The sequence below is a fragment of the Streptomyces sp. NPDC001781 genome, assembly GCF_053596035.1.
Map to the genome: position 1 here is coordinate 114,165 of NZ_JBSFFI010000018.1, position 17,439 is coordinate 131,603.

A 17,439-nucleotide genomic window follows, 5' to 3' on the forward strand; every position below is an offset into this window, starting at 1 on the left:
GCCCCCTGGCCCGATCTGTTGCGGAGTAAATGGCACAACTGAGGGTCTGTCAGGTGCACATGCGCGAAAGCGGAAGGTGATGCTGTGGACGCGCGCAGCAGTGAGGCCACTGCACCAGTGGTCCCGGGGTGCCACCAGCACCCCGGGACCTGGCACCAGCGGCGGCTCAGGGTGAGCGGTGGCACCGCCCCCGCTCACGCGGCCGTGACCGCTTCCGTCCCCGGCGCCTTCTCGTTGAGCCAGCCGAGGGCGGCGGCGCGGTAGCCGGCCTGGAAGCGGCTGCGGGCACCGAGGCGTTCCATCAGGGCGGCGGCCATGCGGCGCACGGTGCGCAGCGAGACGCCCATGCGGCGGGCGGCGGCCTCGTCGGTGGCGCCGTCGGCGAGCTGACGCAGCAGTTCGCGTTCGGACGGGGTGAGGCCGAGCTCGTTGCTGCGCGGGCTGCTGCCCAGCTCCTCGCCGCGCGCCCAGTACTGCTCGAACAGGGCGCGCAGGGCGGTGACGGTGGCGGTGTGCCGGAAGACGACGACGCCGGCCGACGGGTCGGCGGGGTCGTGGGGGAGGACGGCGACCTGGCCGTCGACGAGGACGAGTTCGGCGGGGAGCGTCGGCGTGGTGCGCAGTTCGGCGCCGAGGGAGGCGAGGCGGGCGGCCGGGGCGTACTCGGAGGGCCGGTTGCGCAGGCTGCCGAGGTGGATGCCGCGCACCCGCACCCCGCGCTCCAGCAGCGGTTCGCCCTGCAGGTAGACGGAGGCGCCGAGGGAGCCGCTGTGCGGGCCTGGGCCGAGCACCAGCACCTCGCTCTCGGCCGCGGCGGCCAGTTCGCAGACGGTGACGGCGACGGCGGTCGCGTCGGTGACGTGCTCCAGGGTGCCGGTGGCGCGCCTTCCGGCCAGCGCCTCGTGGGTGGCCACGAGTTCGGCGAGCTCGACCTCCAGCTGCTCCACCTCGGCCTGTGCGCGCAGGGTCTGTGCGCGGCGGCGGGCGAGGGCGGCGGTCAGGCCGACCTTGGGGCTGACGGGCCAGAGCCGGCTGCCGGGGCTGGCGGAGGTGTCGAAACGGGCGAGGGAGGCGGCGACCAGCTGGTCGAGCGCGTCGGTGACGCGGTGGACCGGCAGGCCGGAGAGGTCGCGCAGTTCGTGGAGGGTGCGGCCGCCGTGCAGCAGCAGCGCCCGGTAGAGGCGGGCGGCGTCGTCGTCGAGACCGAACCAGGTGAGCAGCGGGTCGTTGGCCATCAGGACCACCCCTGGTCGGAGGCGCGGACGACCGACCAGCCCTGATCGCCCTGGGGTGTCACCGTCACCCCGGCCGCGGAGGCGGCGACCGCGCCGAGTGACAGGAGGGTGAGGAGGAGTGTGGTGACGGGTGCGCGACGAGGCATGGCGGACTCCCACGAGGGCTGAGGAGGGTGGTGACCGCGAGGCCCGAGAGGGCCGCGGCGCCGCCGGGGCCCGGTGTGCTCGTCCGGTGCGCTCCCTGGCGGCATCACAAATCATTCACACGGCGACCGGCCCCGTCACCGGCCGTCGGCTGGCACAAACCGTTGGTGACACGGATGTGTCAGAGGGCGGGCACCGGCCGGGTGCGGACGGGTGCACGCCCTGGCCGTCGCCGACATGGGGCCGATGAGGCGCGCGAGCCGCGAACGGTCAGAGGCCGATGACGCGCCAGCCGCCGAACTGCGGCAGGCCCGCGAGGACTTCGGCGCAGAAGGCGAGACCGTGCGCGCGGGCCTCGGCCGGTTCGGCCGCCAGCCAGAACAGCACGCCGACGGCCCCGCTGCGGGACGTGTGCACGCGCACGTGCTCCGCACCGGCGCGGCCGCGGACGGCCTGCTCCAGGGCGACGCGCAGGATCCGCGCCTCGTCCGGGGCGACCGGGCAGCGCGGGGCGACGATGCGGAACGTGACGAGATGCATGGGAGGACAGATGCTGACACGCTGTGAACGCTGCATGAAGTCTCGTTCCAGGCATGCGAGTTGGCGCCTCCATGCAATGGCCACAAGGTGTCTCCCGCTAGGATCGCCAGTGACGACTGGGGGGGTTTTGTGGCGCTCACAACACTCGGGCTCACCGAGAACTCGGACACCCTGTACCGCACCATGCTGGCGAGACCGGACTCCGGAATCGCCTCGCTCGCTCAGGAACTCGGCTGGTCTGACGAGCAGGTCAGACGAGGTCTGGACGAGCTCGCCGACCTGTCCCTGCTGAGCGGGCCGCCGCAGCCGGGTGCGACCGGCGGACTCAGAGTGATCAGTCCGCAGCTCGCCCTGGACCTGCTGCTGAGCCGGCAGTCGGCCGAGGTGGCCCGCCGCCAGCAGGAACTCGCCGAGAGCCGCGCCGCGGCCGCCGCGCTGATCGCCGGGTACGGCGCAGGCGCCGCCGCGCAGGAGGAACGCCACGGCGACGGCGTCGAGAAGCTGTACGGGGTGGCGGCCGTCCGGCAGAAGATCTCCGAACTCGCGGACCGGGCCGAACGGGAGACGGCCTCGTTCGCCCCCGGAGGCGCCCAGCCCGCCGACAACCGGGCCGCCAGCCTCCCCGTCGCCCAGCGACTCGTCGACCGCGGGATCCGCGCCCGGACCGTCTACCAGGACAGCATCCGCAACGACCCCGACAGCGTGGAGCACGCCGAGTGGCACGTGGCGCGCGGCAACCAGATCCGCACCGTCGCCGCCCTGCCGATGCGCATGCACATCGTGGACAGCGCCGTCGCCCTGGTCCCTCTGGACCCCGCCGACAGCTCCCGCGGGGCGGCAGTCATCCAGGAACCCGGCGCCGTCGCCGCGTTCATCGCCCTCTACGAGGCGGTGTGGGTGACGGCGGTGCCGCTGGGCGAGCCGGCCCGCCGCTCCCTGGAGGACCCCGGCTCCCAGCACCGCGAGCTGCTGCGGCTGCTCGCGCAGGGCTGCACCGACGAGGCCGCGGCGCGCCGGCTCGGGGTGTCGCTGCGCACCGAACGGCGCCTGATCTCCGAGCTGATGACGCAGCTGGAGGCCCGCAGCCGCTTCCAGCTCGGGCAGAAGGCCATGGAGCGCGGCTACCTGTGACGTGGGGGCCGGGGCCCCCGCCTGCGAGGTTACGGGCACGAGGGTGCCAGGGGCGGTAGGTGTCAGCGGGCGGGCCGTGACAGCCCGCCGGGCGGCGGCAAGACTCCGTGGCGTCCCCCTCCGGCCCCGCCGGGCCCCGCTGAGCACCCAGCGGGGCCCGGCGCCGAGAAGAGAGCGCCGATGCCGCCCTTCGTCTTCCGTATGGCCCTCACCGAACCCACCGCGATCGACCCGTACAAGGCGCAGGAGACCGAGGGCATCCTCGTCTGCAAGGCGCTCTTCGCCGGGCTGCTGCGCCCCGAGGGCGGCGGTCGTCCGGCCCCGGCGACCGCGCACACCTGGGAGTGCGACCCCGAGGGCCGCACGTGGACGTTCCGGCTGCGCGACGACACCTGCTTCAGCGACGGCGAGCCCGTCACCGCGCACAGCTTCGTGCGGGGCTGGGAGCGGGCGCTGGACCCGGCCGCCAATACCGAGACCGCCTACCACCTGGCCGGCGTCGAGGGCTTCGACGACGTGCGGGCGGGCCGCACCACCCGCCTGGCGGGCGCGGTCGCCGCCGACGACCACACCCTCGTCGTGCGACTCGCCGAGCCGGACGTGCAGTTCGACTTGAAGACGCTGCAGCCGGTGTTCAGCCCCGTGCCGTCCTCGGCCGGACCCGCCCTCGATCTGGAGTTCAACGAACAGCCTCTGGGCAACGGGCCGTTCGTGATGGACGGGCCGTGGGAGCACGGCAAGCAGATCCGGCTGGTGCGCAATCCGCGTTGGTGGGGCGAGCCGGTCGCGCTGGACGCCGTCCACATCGACATCCTCGACCCGGTGACCGCGCTGGACGACGAATACGCCGGCTTCCTCGCCGGTACCTACGACTACGCCCGTATCCCCCCTCAGAAGCTCCCGGAGGCCGCCCGTCACCTGGACGGCGCCGGGTTCCTGGAGGAGGAGGGAGCGGGCCTGCACTACCTGATCCCCTTCTGCCACCACGCCCCGATGGACTCGGTGCCGGCCCGCCGGGCCGTCTCCCGTGCGATCGACCGGCAGGGGATCGCCGACCGGCTGTTCCACGGCCGCCGCGCCCCCGCCCACTCGCTGCTCTCGCCGTGGTTCGGTGGCGCCCACGCCCCGGCCCCTGCACCCGCGGACGACCCGTGCGCCTACGACCCGGAGGCGGCCCGTGCGGACGCTCTCACGGCCGGCCTGCCGCCCGGCACGGTGGTGGAGTTCGCCGTCAACACCGGTGCCGGGCACGAGGGATGGACGTCCGCGGTGGCCGAGGGGCTGCGCGAGGTGCTCGGCTGGGACGTCCGGCTGCGGCACACCGATGCCCGCGGGCTCGTCGACTTCCGCACCTCCGAGCCGGCGACCGGCCTGTGCCGGGCGGCCTGGGCGTGCGACTACCCGACGCCGGACAACATGCTCTATCCGCTGCTGCACTCCTCCTGCACCGCCCCGGACGCCGAGGGCACCGCCCACGGCGACAACGAGGGCCGCTACGTGAACGCGGAGTTCGACGCCGCTGTGACGCGCGCCCGCGCCTGCACCGACCCGGCCGGCCGTGACCGTGAGTGGCGGCTGGCCGACGCCACCGCCACCCGCGAGCTCGCGCTCATCCCGCTCTGGTACCGCACCGACCAGCGGGTCTTCGACGCGACCCGGCTGACCGGCGTTGCCATCGACTTCGACGGCAACCCGACGCTCACCACCGTCCGCCCGGCCTGAACCGTCCCCCGCCTGAACTCGTCCCGCCCCCGCCCAGACCCGTCACGGTTGCGCCGTCCCGCGCCCCCGCGTCCCCGTGCGACTCGAAGGAGACTGCTTTGTACGCGTCTGTACCGGTACACGACATCCTCGGTATCGGCTTCGGCCCTGCCAACCTCGCGCTCGCCATCGCGCTGGAGGAGAAGCACCCGGGTCTCGACGCCCGCTTCCTGGAGTCCCGTCCGTCGCCGGACTGGCAGCCGGGCATGCTGCTGGACGGGTCCGACATCCAGAACCACCCCAGCCGCGACCTCGTCACTCTGCGCAACCCGCGCAGCCGCTACAGCTTCCTCAACTACCTGCACGAGAACGGCCGTCTGCTCAAGCACCTCAACCTGCCGAGCGAGTTCCCGCTGCGCAAGGAGTACGCCGGCTACATCCGCTGGGCGGCGAGCCACTTCGCGCACGTCGTGGACTGCGGGCAGCGGGCCGCGTCCGTCGGCACGCTCCAGCAGGACGGGGAGACCCTGTACGAGGTGGTGACCGAGTCGGGCCGCCGCTACCTGTCCCGCACGCTCGTCATGGCGCCGGGCCGCACCCCCTACATCCCGCAGCCCTACGACGAGGTGCACAGCTCCCGCGTCTTCCACCTCACCCGCTACCTGCCGCAGGTGGCCGCGCTGACGGAGGACGGCGACCCGGAGGCGGTCGCGGTGATCGGCGGCAGCCAGAGTGCCGTCGAGCTCGCCCTCGACCTCTCCCGCCGCTTCCCGAAGACCCGGGTCGTCACCTACACCCGCTCGCACTCCCTGCGGCTGAAGGACACCAGCCCGTTCAGCGAGGAGGGCTACTTCCCGGAGTTCACCGAGTACTACCACGCCGCCTCCCCGGCGAGCCGGCGCGCGCTGGACGCCTACATGCAGCCCACCAACTACTCCTCCGCCGACGGCGACGTCCTCAAGGAGCTGTACCTCGCCATCTACGAGCAGGAGCTCGACGGCGAGCAGAAGCTGTTCGTCCGCGGCAACCACCAGGCCACCGCGATCGCCGCCGACGACCACGGCGTGACGATCGACTTCCGGGAGCTGCACACCGGCGAACAGCTGCGTGACACCGTCGACTTCGCGGTCCTGGCGACCGGTTTCCGCAACATGGGCCCGGGCCTGCACGAGGAGCTGCACCCGCCGATGCTGGCGCCGCTCGCCCCGCGGCTGTCCACCGAGCCGGACGGCCGCCTGGAGGTCTCCACCGACTACCGGCTGCTGCCCGCCGACCCGGACGACGCCCTGCCGCCGCTGTTCCTCAACGGCCTGTGCGAGTCCAGCCACGGCATCGGCGACGCCGGCTCCTTCAGCCTGCTGTCGCTGCGCGCCGGCACCCTCATGGACTCCCTCGCCGCCGCCCTCGGGCCCCTCGCCGGCGCCGGCCAGGCCACCCGTGAGGCCGCCGCGGGTGCCGCGCCGGCGCAGGCCGACGGCACCGCCCCGGCCGCCCCGGCCGCCCTCGCGCTGTGAGCGCCGACATCCCCACGGGAAGGACGGAAGCGACCGTGCACGCCAGTGACGCGAGCAACGCCGACAACACAGTGTTCGACCTTGTGGTGGCCGGGTTCGGCCCCTCCGGCATCTCACTGGCCGCCGCCGCCGAGGACCACGACGACGCCCACCCCGCAGACCCGCCGCTCACCGCCGCCTACCTGGAGCGGGCCGCCAACTCGGCCTGGCAGCCCTACCAGGTGCTGCCCGGCACCGACATTCAGCACCACTTCCTGCGCGACCTGGCGACCCCGCGCGACGCCGCCTCCCGGTTCGGCTTCGTGCCGTTCCTGCAGCAGAGCGGCCGCTTCTACGAGTTCACCCTGCTCGGCGGCTACGTCAGCCGGCTGGAGTGGTCGAGCTACGTGCAGTGGGCGGCCGCCCAGGTCCGCCAACGCCCCACGTACCACCGGGAGGTGGTGTCCGTGGAGCCCGTCACCGACGGCGACGGGGTGGTCCGCACCGCCCGTGTCCTCAGCCGGGACCCGCGGGACGGCTCCACCTACGAGGACCTCGGCCGCAACGTGGTCGTCGCCACCGGCCACCGTCCTCACATCCCCGACGTGTTCCGCGAGGCGGCCGGCGAACGGGTCTTCCACGCGCACGAGTTCCTGCTGCGCGCGGCCACCCTGCCGGCCCCGCCGGAGGGTCGCCCGATGAGGTGGGCGGTGATCGGTGCCGGCCAGACCGCCGGCGAGATCATCCTCCACCTGCACGGCTCCGACCCGCGCACCGAGACCCACTCCCTCGTCCGGCACGCCGGTTTCCGGATGTACGAGCTCGGTCACTTCAGCAACGAGGTGTACTTCCCGAAGGAGACCGACTACGTCTTCGGCCTGGAGCGCCAGGCCCGCGACCGGGTCATGGAACAGGCCCGCGCCACCAACTACGCCGCCGTCGACCCGGACGTCTCCACCGCGCTGTACGCGGCGAGTTACCAGGACAAGCTGACCGGCGCGAACCGCCTGTCGATGCACCGCCGCACCGAGGTCACCCGCGTCCAGGTGCGGGACGACGGCGTGCTGCTGGAGACCGCCGAGGTGTTCACTGGTTCGAAGGGATCGCTGGAGGTCGACGCGGTGGTGCTCTGCACCGGCTACACCGAGCCGCGCATCCCCGACCAGCTCGCCCCCTTCGCCTCCCTCCTCGCGTACGAGGACGACGGCCTTCCCGTCGTCACCCGCGGCCACCGCGCCGTGACCACCGGCGGCTGCGAGGTCGGGATCTACCTGGACGGTGTGACGGAGTGGCGGCACGGCATCGCCAGCGCCACCTCCTTCAGCCAGATGGCCGTCAAGGCCGACGCCGTCCACCGCGACCTGCGCGAACAGCTGTCCCGGCAAAGGGCGTTGGCGGCGGCCGGCCGTCCCGGCACGGAGGCCGCCGTCCCCGAAGCCGCAGTCATGAGCTGAGCCGCGCAGCCGGCCGGCCCGTCCGGACCGGCCGACCGCACCACTGAACCGAGAGGCTGACCGTGCACATCTTCACCACCGGCCCCGACGACATGCTGTTCGAGGAGCAGTACAACGTCGCCGGCCGCCGGATCTTCCCCTGGAAGGAAGCCGTCGCCGAACCCTTCTGGGGCGGCGCCTGGATCGACGTGGCCCCCGGCGCCACGTCCAGTGCGCACTCGCACGACGAGAACGAGATGTTCTTCGTCACCGAGGGCAGCGGCGTCATGCGCATCGGCGACGAGGAGCGCCGCGTCTCCGCCGGCGACACCATCCACATCACCCCGTTCAAGGACCACGACCTCACCAACGACGGGGACACCCGGCTGCGTTTCATCACCATCTGGTGGGGGAGTGCGGACGCCATCGCCGCCGAACGGGCCTACTGGGCGAAGGAGTTCGGCATCGAGGACCCGGGTGTCAACCCGGCCGGAGCGACCGGGGGAGGCGCCGGCGCACCGGTCGCCACCCCGCCGGCCGCCAGCTCCGAGGGCGGCGAAGGCGTGACGGGCCGGTGAGCCGGGCCGCGGTCGCGGACGCCGTCGTGGTGGGCGGTGGCGTCGTCGGCGCCGCCGTCGCCCACCGCCTGGCGCAGGCCGGACTGGGCCGGGTCGTGCTCTGCGAGCAGGCCCGGGTGGCCGCCCACGGCGCCACCTCCCGCTCCGGCGGCCTCGTCCGCCTGCACCACACGGTGCACAGCGACACCGTGCTCACCGCCCGCAGCCTGCCCGTCTTCGAGCAGTGGGCGGACGTCGTCGGCGGCGACTGCGGGTACCGGCGCACCGGTTTCCTGCAGCTCGTCGGCGCGCAGCACACCGGGGCGCTGGCCGTGAACACGGCGGCCGCGGCCGCGGCCGCAGGTCCCCGCCGCACCGAGGTCATCGACCCGGACGAGGCCGTGCGCCTCTACCCGGGCCTGACCCTCGACGGGGTGGCGGCCTGCGCCTACGAGCCCGACGGCGGCTACGCCGACCCGGCCCGCACCGCCTCCGCCTGGGCGGCCGCCGCCCGCCGGTTCGGCGCCGAGCTCCACGAGGGCGTCCACGTCCACGAGGTGCTGGCCGACGGCGAGGGCGGCCGCGTCACCGGCGTCGACACCACCACGGGGCGCATCTCCGCGCCGCTCGTCGTCCTCGCCGCCGGCGCCTGGGGCAGCACCCCGGCCGCGCATCTCGGCGTGCACGTGCCGGTGGTGGCGCGCCGCATCGGCCTGGCGCAGGCGCACCTGCCCGGCGCTGGCCGCCGCGGCACCCCCGCCTCCGTCCCCACCTGCATCGACGACACCACCGGCAGCTACTTCCGGCCGGAGGGGACCGACCGGTTCTTCTTCGGCGTGCCGTCCAACCCGGACGTCGAACTCGGTCACGACGTTGCCCCGTTGTCGCCGCAGGAGCTCTCCTCGGCGCTCGCGGCGATCGCCCGCCGGGTGCCCGCCGCGGCCACCGCGCGGCTCACCGGCACCCGCGCCGGACTCGACGGCTACACCCCCGACAAACGCCCGGTGATCGGCCCGGCCGGGCCCGACGGCCTGTACCTGGCCCTCGGCTTCAGCGGTGGCGGCTTCAAGATGTCGCCGGCCGTCGCCGAACTCGCCGCCGCCGAGATCCTCGACGGCCAGGCGGTCACCGGCAAGGCCGAGCAGCCGCTGCTCGCGCCGTACCGGCTGCAGCGGTTCGCCGGTGGCGGCCGCGGGATCGTCCCGGAGGCCCCCTATGACCAGATGTGACCGGCGCCTGAAGGCGGTGATCGCCCGTATGCGGGAGGACGTGGCCACCGTCCGCGCCAAGGATCCCGCGGCGGACAGCCGCCGCGAGGTGCTGCTCTACCCGCACATCCACGCCCTGTGGACGTACCGGGTCGCGCACCGGCTGTGGCACCGCGGCCACCGGCTGACCGCCCGCGCGCTGTCGCTGGGCGCGCGCGCCGTCAGCGGCATCGAGATCCACCCGGCCGCGGTCATCGGGCGCCGCTTCTTCGTCGACCACGGCACCGCCGTCGTCATCGGCGCGACGGTCCGCATCGGCGACGACGTGATGCTCTACCACCAGGTGACGCTGGGCTCGGTCGGCTGGTGGAAGGACCTGCGCCGGCCGGCCGGCGCCCGCCGCCACCCGGTCGTCGAGGACGGCGTGATCATCGGCACCGGGGCGAGCGTCCTCGGGCCGGTGACGGTGGGCGCGGGCGCCCGGATCGGCGCACACGCCGTCGTCCTCACCGACCTGGAGCCGGGGGTGCGGGTCACCGCGCCGGCCGCCGAGATCCACCCGCCCGCCGACCACGCCCCGGACCAGCCCCCGCGGCCGGCCGCGGAGCCGTCGGCGGCGGCCCCCGCCGAGCCACAGCCCACCGCACCGGGCCCTGCCGCCCCCGCCTCTGCCGCACAGCAGCCCGCCCCCGCTCGGGTCGCCCCCGCCACCGTGCTGCCGGCCGCACCCCGTCCGCCCGCGGCGCGCCCGGCTCTCCACCGGCCCGCCCCGCAGCCGCACGCCCCCTACACCCCGCATGCCGGCCGCCACGTGCTCGCTGCCGACGCAGGCCCCGCCGGCACCGCTCTTCCGGGGGGCCAGCAGGCCGCCCCCGACCACCTTCTCCCCCGAGGACCCCGACAGCCATGAACCAGCCCCCCCGGCCCACCGTCGCCCAGCCCGCCACCACCGTCGTCGACTACGTCGTCACCAGCGCCCCGCCGAACCCCAACGGCGACCTGCACCTGGGCCACCTCTCCGGCCCCTTCCTCGGCGCCGACGTCCTCTCCCGGCACCTGCGCCAGCGCGGCAGCAACGTCCGCTACGTCGGCTACTCCGACGAACACTCCTGCTACGTGCCGCGGCGCGCCGCCGAGCTCGGCACGACCGCCCACCGCGCCGCGCTGACCTTCGGCTCGCGGATGGAGGAGACGCTGTCGCTGGGCGCCATGCACCACGACTGGTTCACCCGCCCGCTCACCACCCCCCGCCACGACGAGATCGTCCAGCGGTTCTTCACCGGGCTGTGGGAACAGGGCAAGCTGCAGGTCCGCACCCTGCCCGTGTTCTGGTGCACGCACTGCGAGCGCGAGCTGTACGAGGCGGAGGTGCGCGGCGAGTGCCAGTTCTGCGGCGACCCCTCCGACGGCGTCTACTGCGAGGCCTGCGGCCTCCCGCAGGACCCGGCCGGCCTCGCCGCCCCCCGCTGCACCACCTGCTGGGAGACCCCGGAGACCCGCGAGCTGGAGCGCATCTGCTTCCCGCTGGCCGAGTACCGCGACCAGCTGCTCGCCTACTACGAGCAGGCGCAGACCACCGCCGAGTGGCGCCCCCGGCTGCGCGCCTACCTCGACACGCTCTTCTCCCGCGAGCTGCCGCTGACCCCCGTCTCCCGGCGGGCCGGCTACGGCATCCCCGTCCCGCTGGACGGCTGGGAGGGGCACATCCTCGACACCTGGTTCTCCGGCATCTTCGGCTACGTCGCCGCCACAGCCTGCCTGACGGCCGCGCAGGGCGAGCCCGACGAGTGGGAGCGCCTGTGGTCCGACCCGGCGACCCGCATCGTCAACTTCATCGGGTTCGACTGCTCGTTCTCGCACGCCGCCCTCTGGCCGGCGCTGCTGCTGGCGCACGGCGGGATGACGCTGCCGTCCCAGGTCGTCATCAACGAGTTCTACCGCCTGGAGGGCGACAAGTTCTCCACCAGCCGCAACCACGCCGTGTGGGGTGGAGAGTTCCTGCGCCAGGTCAACGCCGACGCCCTCCGCTTCCACCTGTGCCTGACCGGCCCGGAGCGCGAGCAGACCAACTTCGCCGCGAAGGAGTTCGCCACGACCGTGGAGACGGTCCTCGTCCAGGGCGTCGAGGTGTGGACGCGGACCGTGCTCGCCGCCGTCGCCGAGGACTTCGCCGGCGCCGTCCCCGACGAGGTGCCCACCGCTGCCGACGGCCCGGCGGGCGAACTGCCCGAGGCGCTCACCGAGCAGCTCGCGGGCGCCCTCGACGCCGCCGCGTTCTCCCCGCAGGCGGCAGCCAGGGCGCTGGCGGCCGCGGTCGCCGCCGCCGTCGCCGACCTGCCGGAGCTGGCGAAGCTGCGCGGGACGGGGGACGCCTACGCGCGCCGGGTCGCCGCGCACGTGGAGGCGCTGGCCACCGTCGCCGTCACCTCCGCGGCGGTCATGCCGGGGTGGTCCGCCTACCTGGCGGGCCACCTGAGGGTGCCGGTCGACCAGGCCACCCGCATGCCGGCCTGGCCCGCCGACGCGGTCCGCCTCGTCGCTGCAGGAACGTCCCTGCCGGCGGCCGTCCCGGCGTTCTTCCACGACGTCGCATGACGTCCGGGCTGCGGCCCCGCCGCACCCTGCTCGCCGTCGCGGGCGCCGGGACCCTGCTGGTCCCGGCCGCCCTCGCCGGCCGCCCCGGCACCCAGGGGGCGGCCGCCGTGGCCGCCGTGCTGCTGCTCGCCTGGCACGTCCTCGTCGCCCGGGCCGGCGGCACCCGGGGCCGGGGCGCGGCCGGGCTGGCCGCCGAGGCCTTCGGGCCGCGCGCCGGGCGCGCCGTCCACCTGCTGTACTTCGCCGGCATCGCCTGCGGGCAGGCGGCGGTGGCCGGCGCGGCCGGCGAGTTCGCCGCCGACGGCCCCGCCGCCACGGCCGTCGCCGCCGGAGTGCTCCTGACGGCCGCCGCCTGCGCCCACGCCGGGCTCCTGCCGGCCCCACGGGCCCGCACGGTCCGGCTGGCCGCCGTCCTCGCCCTGACGGCCGCCTGGTGGCTGCTGCCCGGCCTGCTGAGCCTCGACGGGCAGCTGCCCGCCGGGGCGGTCACAGGGCCGTGGGGCGCCGCCGCGACCCTGGTGGTGCTGTTCGCCTGGGTCGGCGCCGAGGGTGACGTGCCCGCCCTGCCGGCCGTCCGGCCGCGGCCCGTGGTCCGGCTGCTGTACGGGCCCGCCGTGGCGGCCGCCCTGCTGGCCCTGCTGCTCGCGGCCCCGCGGCCCGGCCCCGACGCGGGCTGGGCGGCCCGCGGCGCCGGCGTGGCCGCCGCGGCCGTCCTGACCGCCTACTGCCTCACCAACCTCGCCGCCTGCGGCGCCCGCTGGGCCGAACTCTCCCTGCAGAAAGCGCCGTACGGCGCTATTGTTCCAGCGGATGCTGCACGACGGAGTGCCGCACGGCGGGGCGTCCGGTGGGCGGCCGTGGTCGCCGCCGCCGTCCTCGCCCTGGCCCGGGCCGCGCACCTGCCGGCCGCCGTCCTGCTGCTGGGACCGGGCGCTGCCACGGCAGGCGTCCTCGCCCTGCCGGCCGCCGCGGCGCTGCGGCAGCTGCGGCGGCGCCGCGCCGGGCCCGTCCCGCCCGACCTGACCGAGCCGTACGACAGGAGCCCTGCCCCGTGACCAGTTCTGCGACCAGCCAGGCGACATCCAAGGTGCTGCGCGCCCCGGCCGCCGACGCGGCCGAGGCCGCCGCGCACTTCTACCGGCGTGCCACCTTCGAGGCCGATGTCTCCGACGTGCACGCCGACATCGAGTCCGGCGCCGCCTCGTTCGTCCTCGTCGACACCCGCTCCACCGAGTCCTACGAGCAGGGCCACGTGCCCGGCGCCGTCCACCTGCCGACCGACGAGATCGCCGAGCGGGCGGCCTCCCTGATCCCGGCCGGCACCCTCGTCGTCACCTACTGCTGGGGTCCCGGCTGCAACGGCGCCACCCGCGCCGCCTTCGGCTTCGCCTCGGCCGGCTACCAGGTGAAGGAGATGCTGGGCGGCTTCGAGTACTGGTCCCGCGAGGGCTTCCCGGTGGAGGACACCGAGGGCGTGCACCGCGGCGCGCCGGACCCGCTGACCGCCCCCGCGGCCGGCGCCTGCGGCTGCTGAACCCGCCCCGCGCAAATGAGCCCGGGAGTCGGTCGACTCCCGGGCTCACTGGCGTGCATGACGGGCGATCAGCTCTCGCTGAACCCCGACTCCGCGGAGGACAGCCCGGACTCCGCGTACGAGGCGTCCAGGGCGCTCACGTCCAGGCCCTCGGCCAGCCGGACGGCCCGCACCGAGCGGTAGATCTGGTTGAGGTGGGCGATGTCGTGGCCGATCACCTTGCGGATCATGACCTCCATCGTCTCGCCGCCCTGCTCGCCATGACGGCCGGTGCGCTGCCAGTCCTTCTGCGGCAGGGCGCGCAGCAGCGCCACGTTGGAGGCGCGCAGGCCCGTCCAGGCATCCAGCATCTGCCAGAACGGCAGCCGCGGCAGCGGGGTCCACAGCGCCTCGTCGTAGCCGGGGTAGGCGGGGTCGTCCTCGGTGATCACCAGGCGCCAGCGGAACCCGTACACGATGTCGACGTCGAAGACGTGCCCGACGACGCCGGCGGCCGGCCACTCGCCCTCCTCGGGTGCCGTCTCCAGCAGCCGGACGGGGGTGTCCGCACAGAACTTCGCGGCGCGCACCGGGGTGAGGGACAGCTCCTCGAACGCGTCCCGGTCACCCGCCACGGAGAGCAGCGCAGCGACGTACGCGTCGGGGTCGTCGGTGGCCGAGGGGATGTCGATCCGGTGCACCCGGGTACCGGACGCGGACTCGTCGGTGACGGTCATGGGTGATGGCCTCCTGCGTGGGGCGGCCCGGCGGCCGCCGGACATGCTTGCCCGGCGACCCTCCCACCACGCCGCCCCGCGCCACCACCGCCTGCCGCTGTCACCTTCCGGCACCGGCAGCTACCGGACGAGGCGCGCCCCCCGTTGGTCCAACCACCATACTGAGAGCCCCACTTGCGGCCGGTGCCGGTCGTGACGCCGCGCGGGGCGAGCTTGGCGGGGCCGGCCAGCGCCTTGTACCGGGGATCCGGTACCGGCACCGTCCGCCCGCGTGACAGGTCCTGCAGGGCGGTCGCGGCGATCCGGTCCGCGTCCGGCCGCATCCAGCCGGGATCATCCGCTTGGTGGTGCGGGTGCGGGTGCGGGTGCGGGTGCGGGCCGGCGTCCGGTAACCGCCTCGCCGGGTCCACCGGGTCGTCGACGCTGGTCGTCGCGTTCCTTCCGGCCGTCCGGCGGGGCTGGTACCGGTCTGCCCGTGATGGCAGGAGCCCCGCCCGCCGGACATGGAGACGGCCCGGAGCGACCAGCCGGTCGCTCCGGGCCGTCTCGCCGCTCAGGGCAGCCGGTTCCACTCCGCGATCACGGGGCGCCCGTGCTCGGTGGAGAGGCGGCTGACCGTGCCGGTGGCCAGCTGGAACAGCCGTCCCTCGGCGGGCGGCAGGCCCAGCCTGCGGGCCGTCAGCACCCGCAGCACGTGGCCGTGAGCGACGAACAGCACATCATCGCCGTCCGTGTCCAGCGCCTTCTCCGCGCGGGCGAGCACCCGGTCGACGCGCGCCCCGATCTGCTCGGGGGACTCGCCGGGATGGCCCTCGGGGCCGGGCACCGCCCCGTCGGTCCACAGGTCCCAGTCGGGCCGGGTCCGGTGGATGTCGACGGTCGTGATGCCCTCGTAGCCGCCGTAGTCCCACTCGCGCAGGTCGGGCTCCGGTTCGGCGCCGGTCACGCCCGCCAGTTCGGCGGTGCACCGGGCCCGGTCGAGGGGGCTGGTCAGGGTGAGTGCGAAGCTCCGTCCGGCGAGCAGCGGGGCCAGGGAACGTGCCTGTTCCTCGCCGTGCTCGGTGAGGGGCAGGTCGGTCCAGCTCGTGTGCTGACCCGACCTGCTCCACTCCGTCTCGCCGTGGCGGACCAGGAAGAGGTCCCCCACGGCGGGTCAGGCCTTCTTCTCGACGGCGTGCCCGCCGAACTGGTTGCGCAGCGCGGCGATCATCTTCATCTGCGGCGAGTCGTCCTGACGGGAGGCGAACCGCGCGAACAGCGAGGCGGTGATGGCCGGGAGCGGCACCGCGTTGTCGATCGCGGCCTCCACCGTCCACCGGCCCTCGCCGGAGTCCTCGGCGTAGCCGCGCAGGCCGTCCAGGTGCTCGTCGTCGTCCAGCGCGTTGACCGCGAGGTCGAGCAGCCAGGAACGGATGACCGTGCCCTCCTGCCAGGAGCGGAAGATCTCGCGGACGTTGTCCACGGAGTTCGCCTTCTCCAGCAGCTCCCAGCCCTCGGCGTACGCCTGCATCATGGCGTACTCGATGCCGTTGTGGACCATCTTGGAGAAGTGGCCGGCGCCGACGCGGCCCGCGTGCACGTAGCCGTAGGGGCCGTCGGGCTTGAGGGCGTCGAAGACGGGCTGGAGGCGGTCGACGTTCTCCTTGTCGCCGCCGACCATCAGGGCGTAGCCGTTCTCCAGGCCCCAGACACCTCCGGAGACGCCCGCGTCCACGAAGCCGATGCCCTTGATGGCCAGCTCGGCGGCGTGCTTCTCGTCGTCCGTCCAGCGGGAGTTGCCGCCGTCCACGACGACGTCGCCGGGGGAGAGCAGTTCCTTCAGCTCGTCGATGACGACCTGGGTGGCGGTGCCGGCCGGGACCATGACCCAGATGGTGCGCGGCGCGTCCAGCTTCTCGACCAGTTCGGCGAGGTCCTTGACGTCCGTCAGTTCCGGGTTGCGGTCGTAGCCGATGACCTGGTGGCCCGCGCGGCGGATGCGCTCGCGCATGTTGCCGCCCATCTTGCCGAGGCCGATGAGTCCGAGCTGCATGTCAGTTCACTTCCTTGAGGGAGCGGTAGGCGGCGACGAGGGCCGTGGTGGAGGGGTCGAGACCGGGCACGTCCGCGCCCTCGGTCAGGGCGGGTTCGATGCGCTTGGCGAGGACCTTGCCCAGTTCGACGCCCCACTGGTCGAAGGAGTCGATGTTCCAGACCGCGCCCTGCACGAACACCTTGTGCTCGTAGAGGGCGATGAGCTGGCCGAGCACGGACGGGGTCAGCTCGGGGGCCAGGATCGTGGTGGTGGGGTGGTTGCCGCGGAAGGTGCGGTGGGCCACCTGTGCCTCTGCGGCCCCCTCCTGGCGGACCTCCTCCTCGGTCTTGCCGAAGGCGAGGGCCTGGGTCTGGGCGAAGAAGTTGGCCATCAACAGGTCGTGCTGGGCCTTGAGTCCGTCGCTCAGCTCGTCCACGGGACGCGCGAACCCGATGAAGTCCGCCGGGATCAGCTTCGTACCCTGATGGATCAACTGGTAGTACGCGTGCTGCCCGTTCGTGCCCGGAGTACCCCACACCACCGGCCCGGTCTGCCACTCCACCGGCGTGCCGTCCCTCTGCACGGACTTGCCGTTGGACTCCATGTCCAACTGCTGCAGATACGCGGTGAACTTGGACAGGTAGTGGCTGTAGGGCAGGACCGCGTGCGACTGCGCGTCGAAGAAGTTCCCGTACCAGATCCCCAGCAGACCCAGCAGCAGCGGCGCGTTCTCCTCCGCCGCGGCGGTACGGAAGTGCTCGTCGACGGTGCGGAAACCGTCCAGCATCTCCCGGAACCCGTCCGGACCGATCGCGATCATCAGCGACAGCCCGATCGCGGAGTCGAAGGAGTACCGGCCCCCCACCCAGTCCCAGAACTCGAACATGTTGTCGGCGTCGATACCGAACCCGGTGACCTTCTCCGCGTTCGTCGACAACGCCACGAAGTGCTTCGCCACCGCCTTGTCGTCACCCAGGGCGTCCAGCAGCCACGAACGCGCCGACGTCGCGTTGGTGATCGTCTCGATCGTCGTGAACGTCTTGGACGCCACGATGAACAGCGTCTGGGCCGGATCCAGGTCACGGACCGCCTCGTGCAGGTCCGCGCCGTCCACGTTCGACACGAACCGCACGGTCAG

The 17,439-nt window shown here is 73.9% G+C and carries 17 protein-coding genes and 1 pseudogene; 10 read left to right on the forward strand and 8 right to left on the reverse strand.

What is annotated here, in order from left to right; translation table 11 throughout:
• Positions 1–194: 194 nt before the first annotated feature.
• The 3 genes from ACWCV3_RS18520 to ACWCV3_RS18530 all read right to left on the reverse strand — a co-directional run bounded on the left by ACWCV3_RS18520 (position 195) and on the right by ACWCV3_RS18530 (position 1,919).
• The gene (locus tag ACWCV3_RS18520; protein ID WP_451224835.1) at positions 195–1,235 is read right to left on the reverse strand and encodes a LuxR C-terminal-related transcriptional regulator; all 1,041 of its coding nucleotides are present in this window, start codon (positions 1,233–1,235) and stop codon (positions 195–197) included.
• On the reverse strand, positions 1,235–1,381 hold the full coding sequence (locus ACWCV3_RS18525) for a hypothetical protein (protein WP_451224838.1): 147 nt from the start codon (positions 1,379–1,381) through the stop codon (positions 1,235–1,237). Before ACWCV3_RS18525 ends, ACWCV3_RS18520 begins: the two co-directional genes overlap by 1 nt.
• Positions 1,382–1,649: 268 nt before the next feature.
• Complete coding sequence (locus tag ACWCV3_RS18530; protein ID WP_451224841.1) at positions 1,650–1,919, reverse strand: hypothetical protein; 270 nt, start codon at positions 1,917–1,919, stop codon at positions 1,650–1,652.
• 129 nt (positions 1,920–2,048) lie between these two features.
• Here ACWCV3_RS18530 and ACWCV3_RS18535 point away from each other — a divergent pair, with 129 nt between their 5' ends.
• The 10 genes from ACWCV3_RS18535 to ACWCV3_RS18580 all read left to right on the forward strand — a co-directional run bounded on the left by ACWCV3_RS18535 (position 2,049) and on the right by ACWCV3_RS18580 (position 13,571).
• The gene (locus tag ACWCV3_RS18535) at positions 2,049–3,050 is read left to right on the forward strand and encodes a hypothetical protein (protein WP_451224844.1); all 1,002 of its coding nucleotides are present in this window, start codon (positions 2,049–2,051) and stop codon (positions 3,048–3,050) included.
• 180 nt (positions 3,051–3,230) lie between these two features.
• Positions 3,231–4,772 (forward strand): peptide ABC transporter substrate-binding protein, encoded by a 1,542-nt coding sequence (locus ACWCV3_RS18540; protein ID WP_451224846.1) that lies wholly within the window; start codon positions 3,231–3,233, stop codon positions 4,770–4,772.
• A gap of 98 nt (positions 4,773–4,870) precedes the next feature.
• Positions 4,871–6,265 (forward strand): SidA/IucD/PvdA family monooxygenase, encoded by a 1,395-nt coding sequence (locus ACWCV3_RS18545; RefSeq protein ID WP_451224849.1) that lies wholly within the window; start codon positions 4,871–4,873, stop codon positions 6,263–6,265.
• A gap of 35 nt (positions 6,266–6,300) precedes the next feature.
• A complete protein-coding gene (locus tag ACWCV3_RS18550) occupies positions 6,301–7,698 on the forward strand; it encodes a SidA/IucD/PvdA family monooxygenase (RefSeq protein ID WP_451224852.1) in 1,398 nt (465 codons plus the stop codon).
• 62 nt (positions 7,699–7,760) lie between these two features.
• On the forward strand, positions 7,761–8,255 hold the full coding sequence (locus ACWCV3_RS18555; RefSeq protein WP_451224855.1) for a cupin domain-containing protein: 495 nt from the start codon (positions 7,761–7,763) through the stop codon (positions 8,253–8,255).
• Entirely contained in the window at positions 8,252–9,463 is a 1,212-nt protein-coding gene (locus ACWCV3_RS18560) for an NAD(P)/FAD-dependent oxidoreductase (RefSeq protein ID WP_451224858.1), read from the forward strand. Before ACWCV3_RS18555 ends, ACWCV3_RS18560 begins: the two co-directional genes overlap by 4 nt.
• On the forward strand, positions 9,450–10,352 hold the full coding sequence (gene epsC, locus ACWCV3_RS18565; protein ID WP_451224861.1) for a serine O-acetyltransferase EpsC: 903 nt from the start codon (positions 9,450–9,452) through the stop codon (positions 10,350–10,352). Before ACWCV3_RS18560 ends, epsC begins: the two co-directional genes overlap by 14 nt.
• Entirely contained in the window at positions 10,349–12,037 is a 1,689-nt protein-coding gene (locus ACWCV3_RS18570) for a class I tRNA ligase family protein (RefSeq protein ID WP_451224864.1), read from the forward strand. Before epsC ends, ACWCV3_RS18570 begins: the two co-directional genes overlap by 4 nt.
• Entirely contained in the window at positions 12,034–13,092 is a 1,059-nt protein-coding gene (locus tag ACWCV3_RS18575) for a hypothetical protein (RefSeq protein WP_451224867.1), read from the forward strand. Before ACWCV3_RS18570 ends, ACWCV3_RS18575 begins: the two co-directional genes overlap by 4 nt.
• Positions 13,089–13,571, forward strand: coding sequence for a rhodanese-like domain-containing protein (locus ACWCV3_RS18580; RefSeq protein ID WP_451224870.1), 483 nt, complete (start codon positions 13,089–13,091; stop codon positions 13,569–13,571). Before ACWCV3_RS18575 ends, ACWCV3_RS18580 begins: the two co-directional genes overlap by 4 nt.
• A 68-nt stretch (positions 13,572–13,639) precedes the next feature.
• Here ACWCV3_RS18580 and ACWCV3_RS18585 read toward each other — a convergent pair whose 3' ends face one another.
• From ACWCV3_RS18585 to pgi, 5 genes and pseudogenes are all read right to left on the reverse strand, one after another.
• Positions 13,640–14,287 carry a DinB family protein gene (locus tag ACWCV3_RS18585; protein WP_451224873.1) on the reverse strand — a complete coding sequence of 216 codons (648 nt, stop codon included), beginning with the start codon at positions 14,285–14,287 and terminating at the stop codon, positions 13,640–13,642.
• 161 nt (positions 14,288–14,448) lie between these two features.
• Positions 14,449–14,619: pseudogene (locus ACWCV3_RS18590) on the reverse strand (SDR family NAD(P)-dependent oxidoreductase); the annotation flags it as partial.
• Positions 14,620–14,840: 221 nt separating this feature from the next.
• Positions 14,841–15,434: a histidine phosphatase family protein gene (locus ACWCV3_RS18595; RefSeq protein ID WP_451224876.1), complete on the reverse strand. Its 594-nt coding sequence runs from the start codon at positions 15,432–15,434 to the stop codon at positions 14,841–14,843.
• Positions 15,435–15,440: 6 nt separating this feature from the next.
• Entirely contained in the window at positions 15,441–16,319 is an 879-nt protein-coding gene (gnd, locus tag ACWCV3_RS18600; RefSeq protein ID WP_451224879.1) for a phosphogluconate dehydrogenase (NAD(+)-dependent, decarboxylating), read from the reverse strand.
• Between the two features lies 1 nt (position 16,320).
• On the reverse strand, positions 16,321–17,439 hold a 1,119-nt coding region (gene pgi, locus ACWCV3_RS18605; RefSeq protein WP_451224882.1), incomplete at its 5' end, for a glucose-6-phosphate isomerase.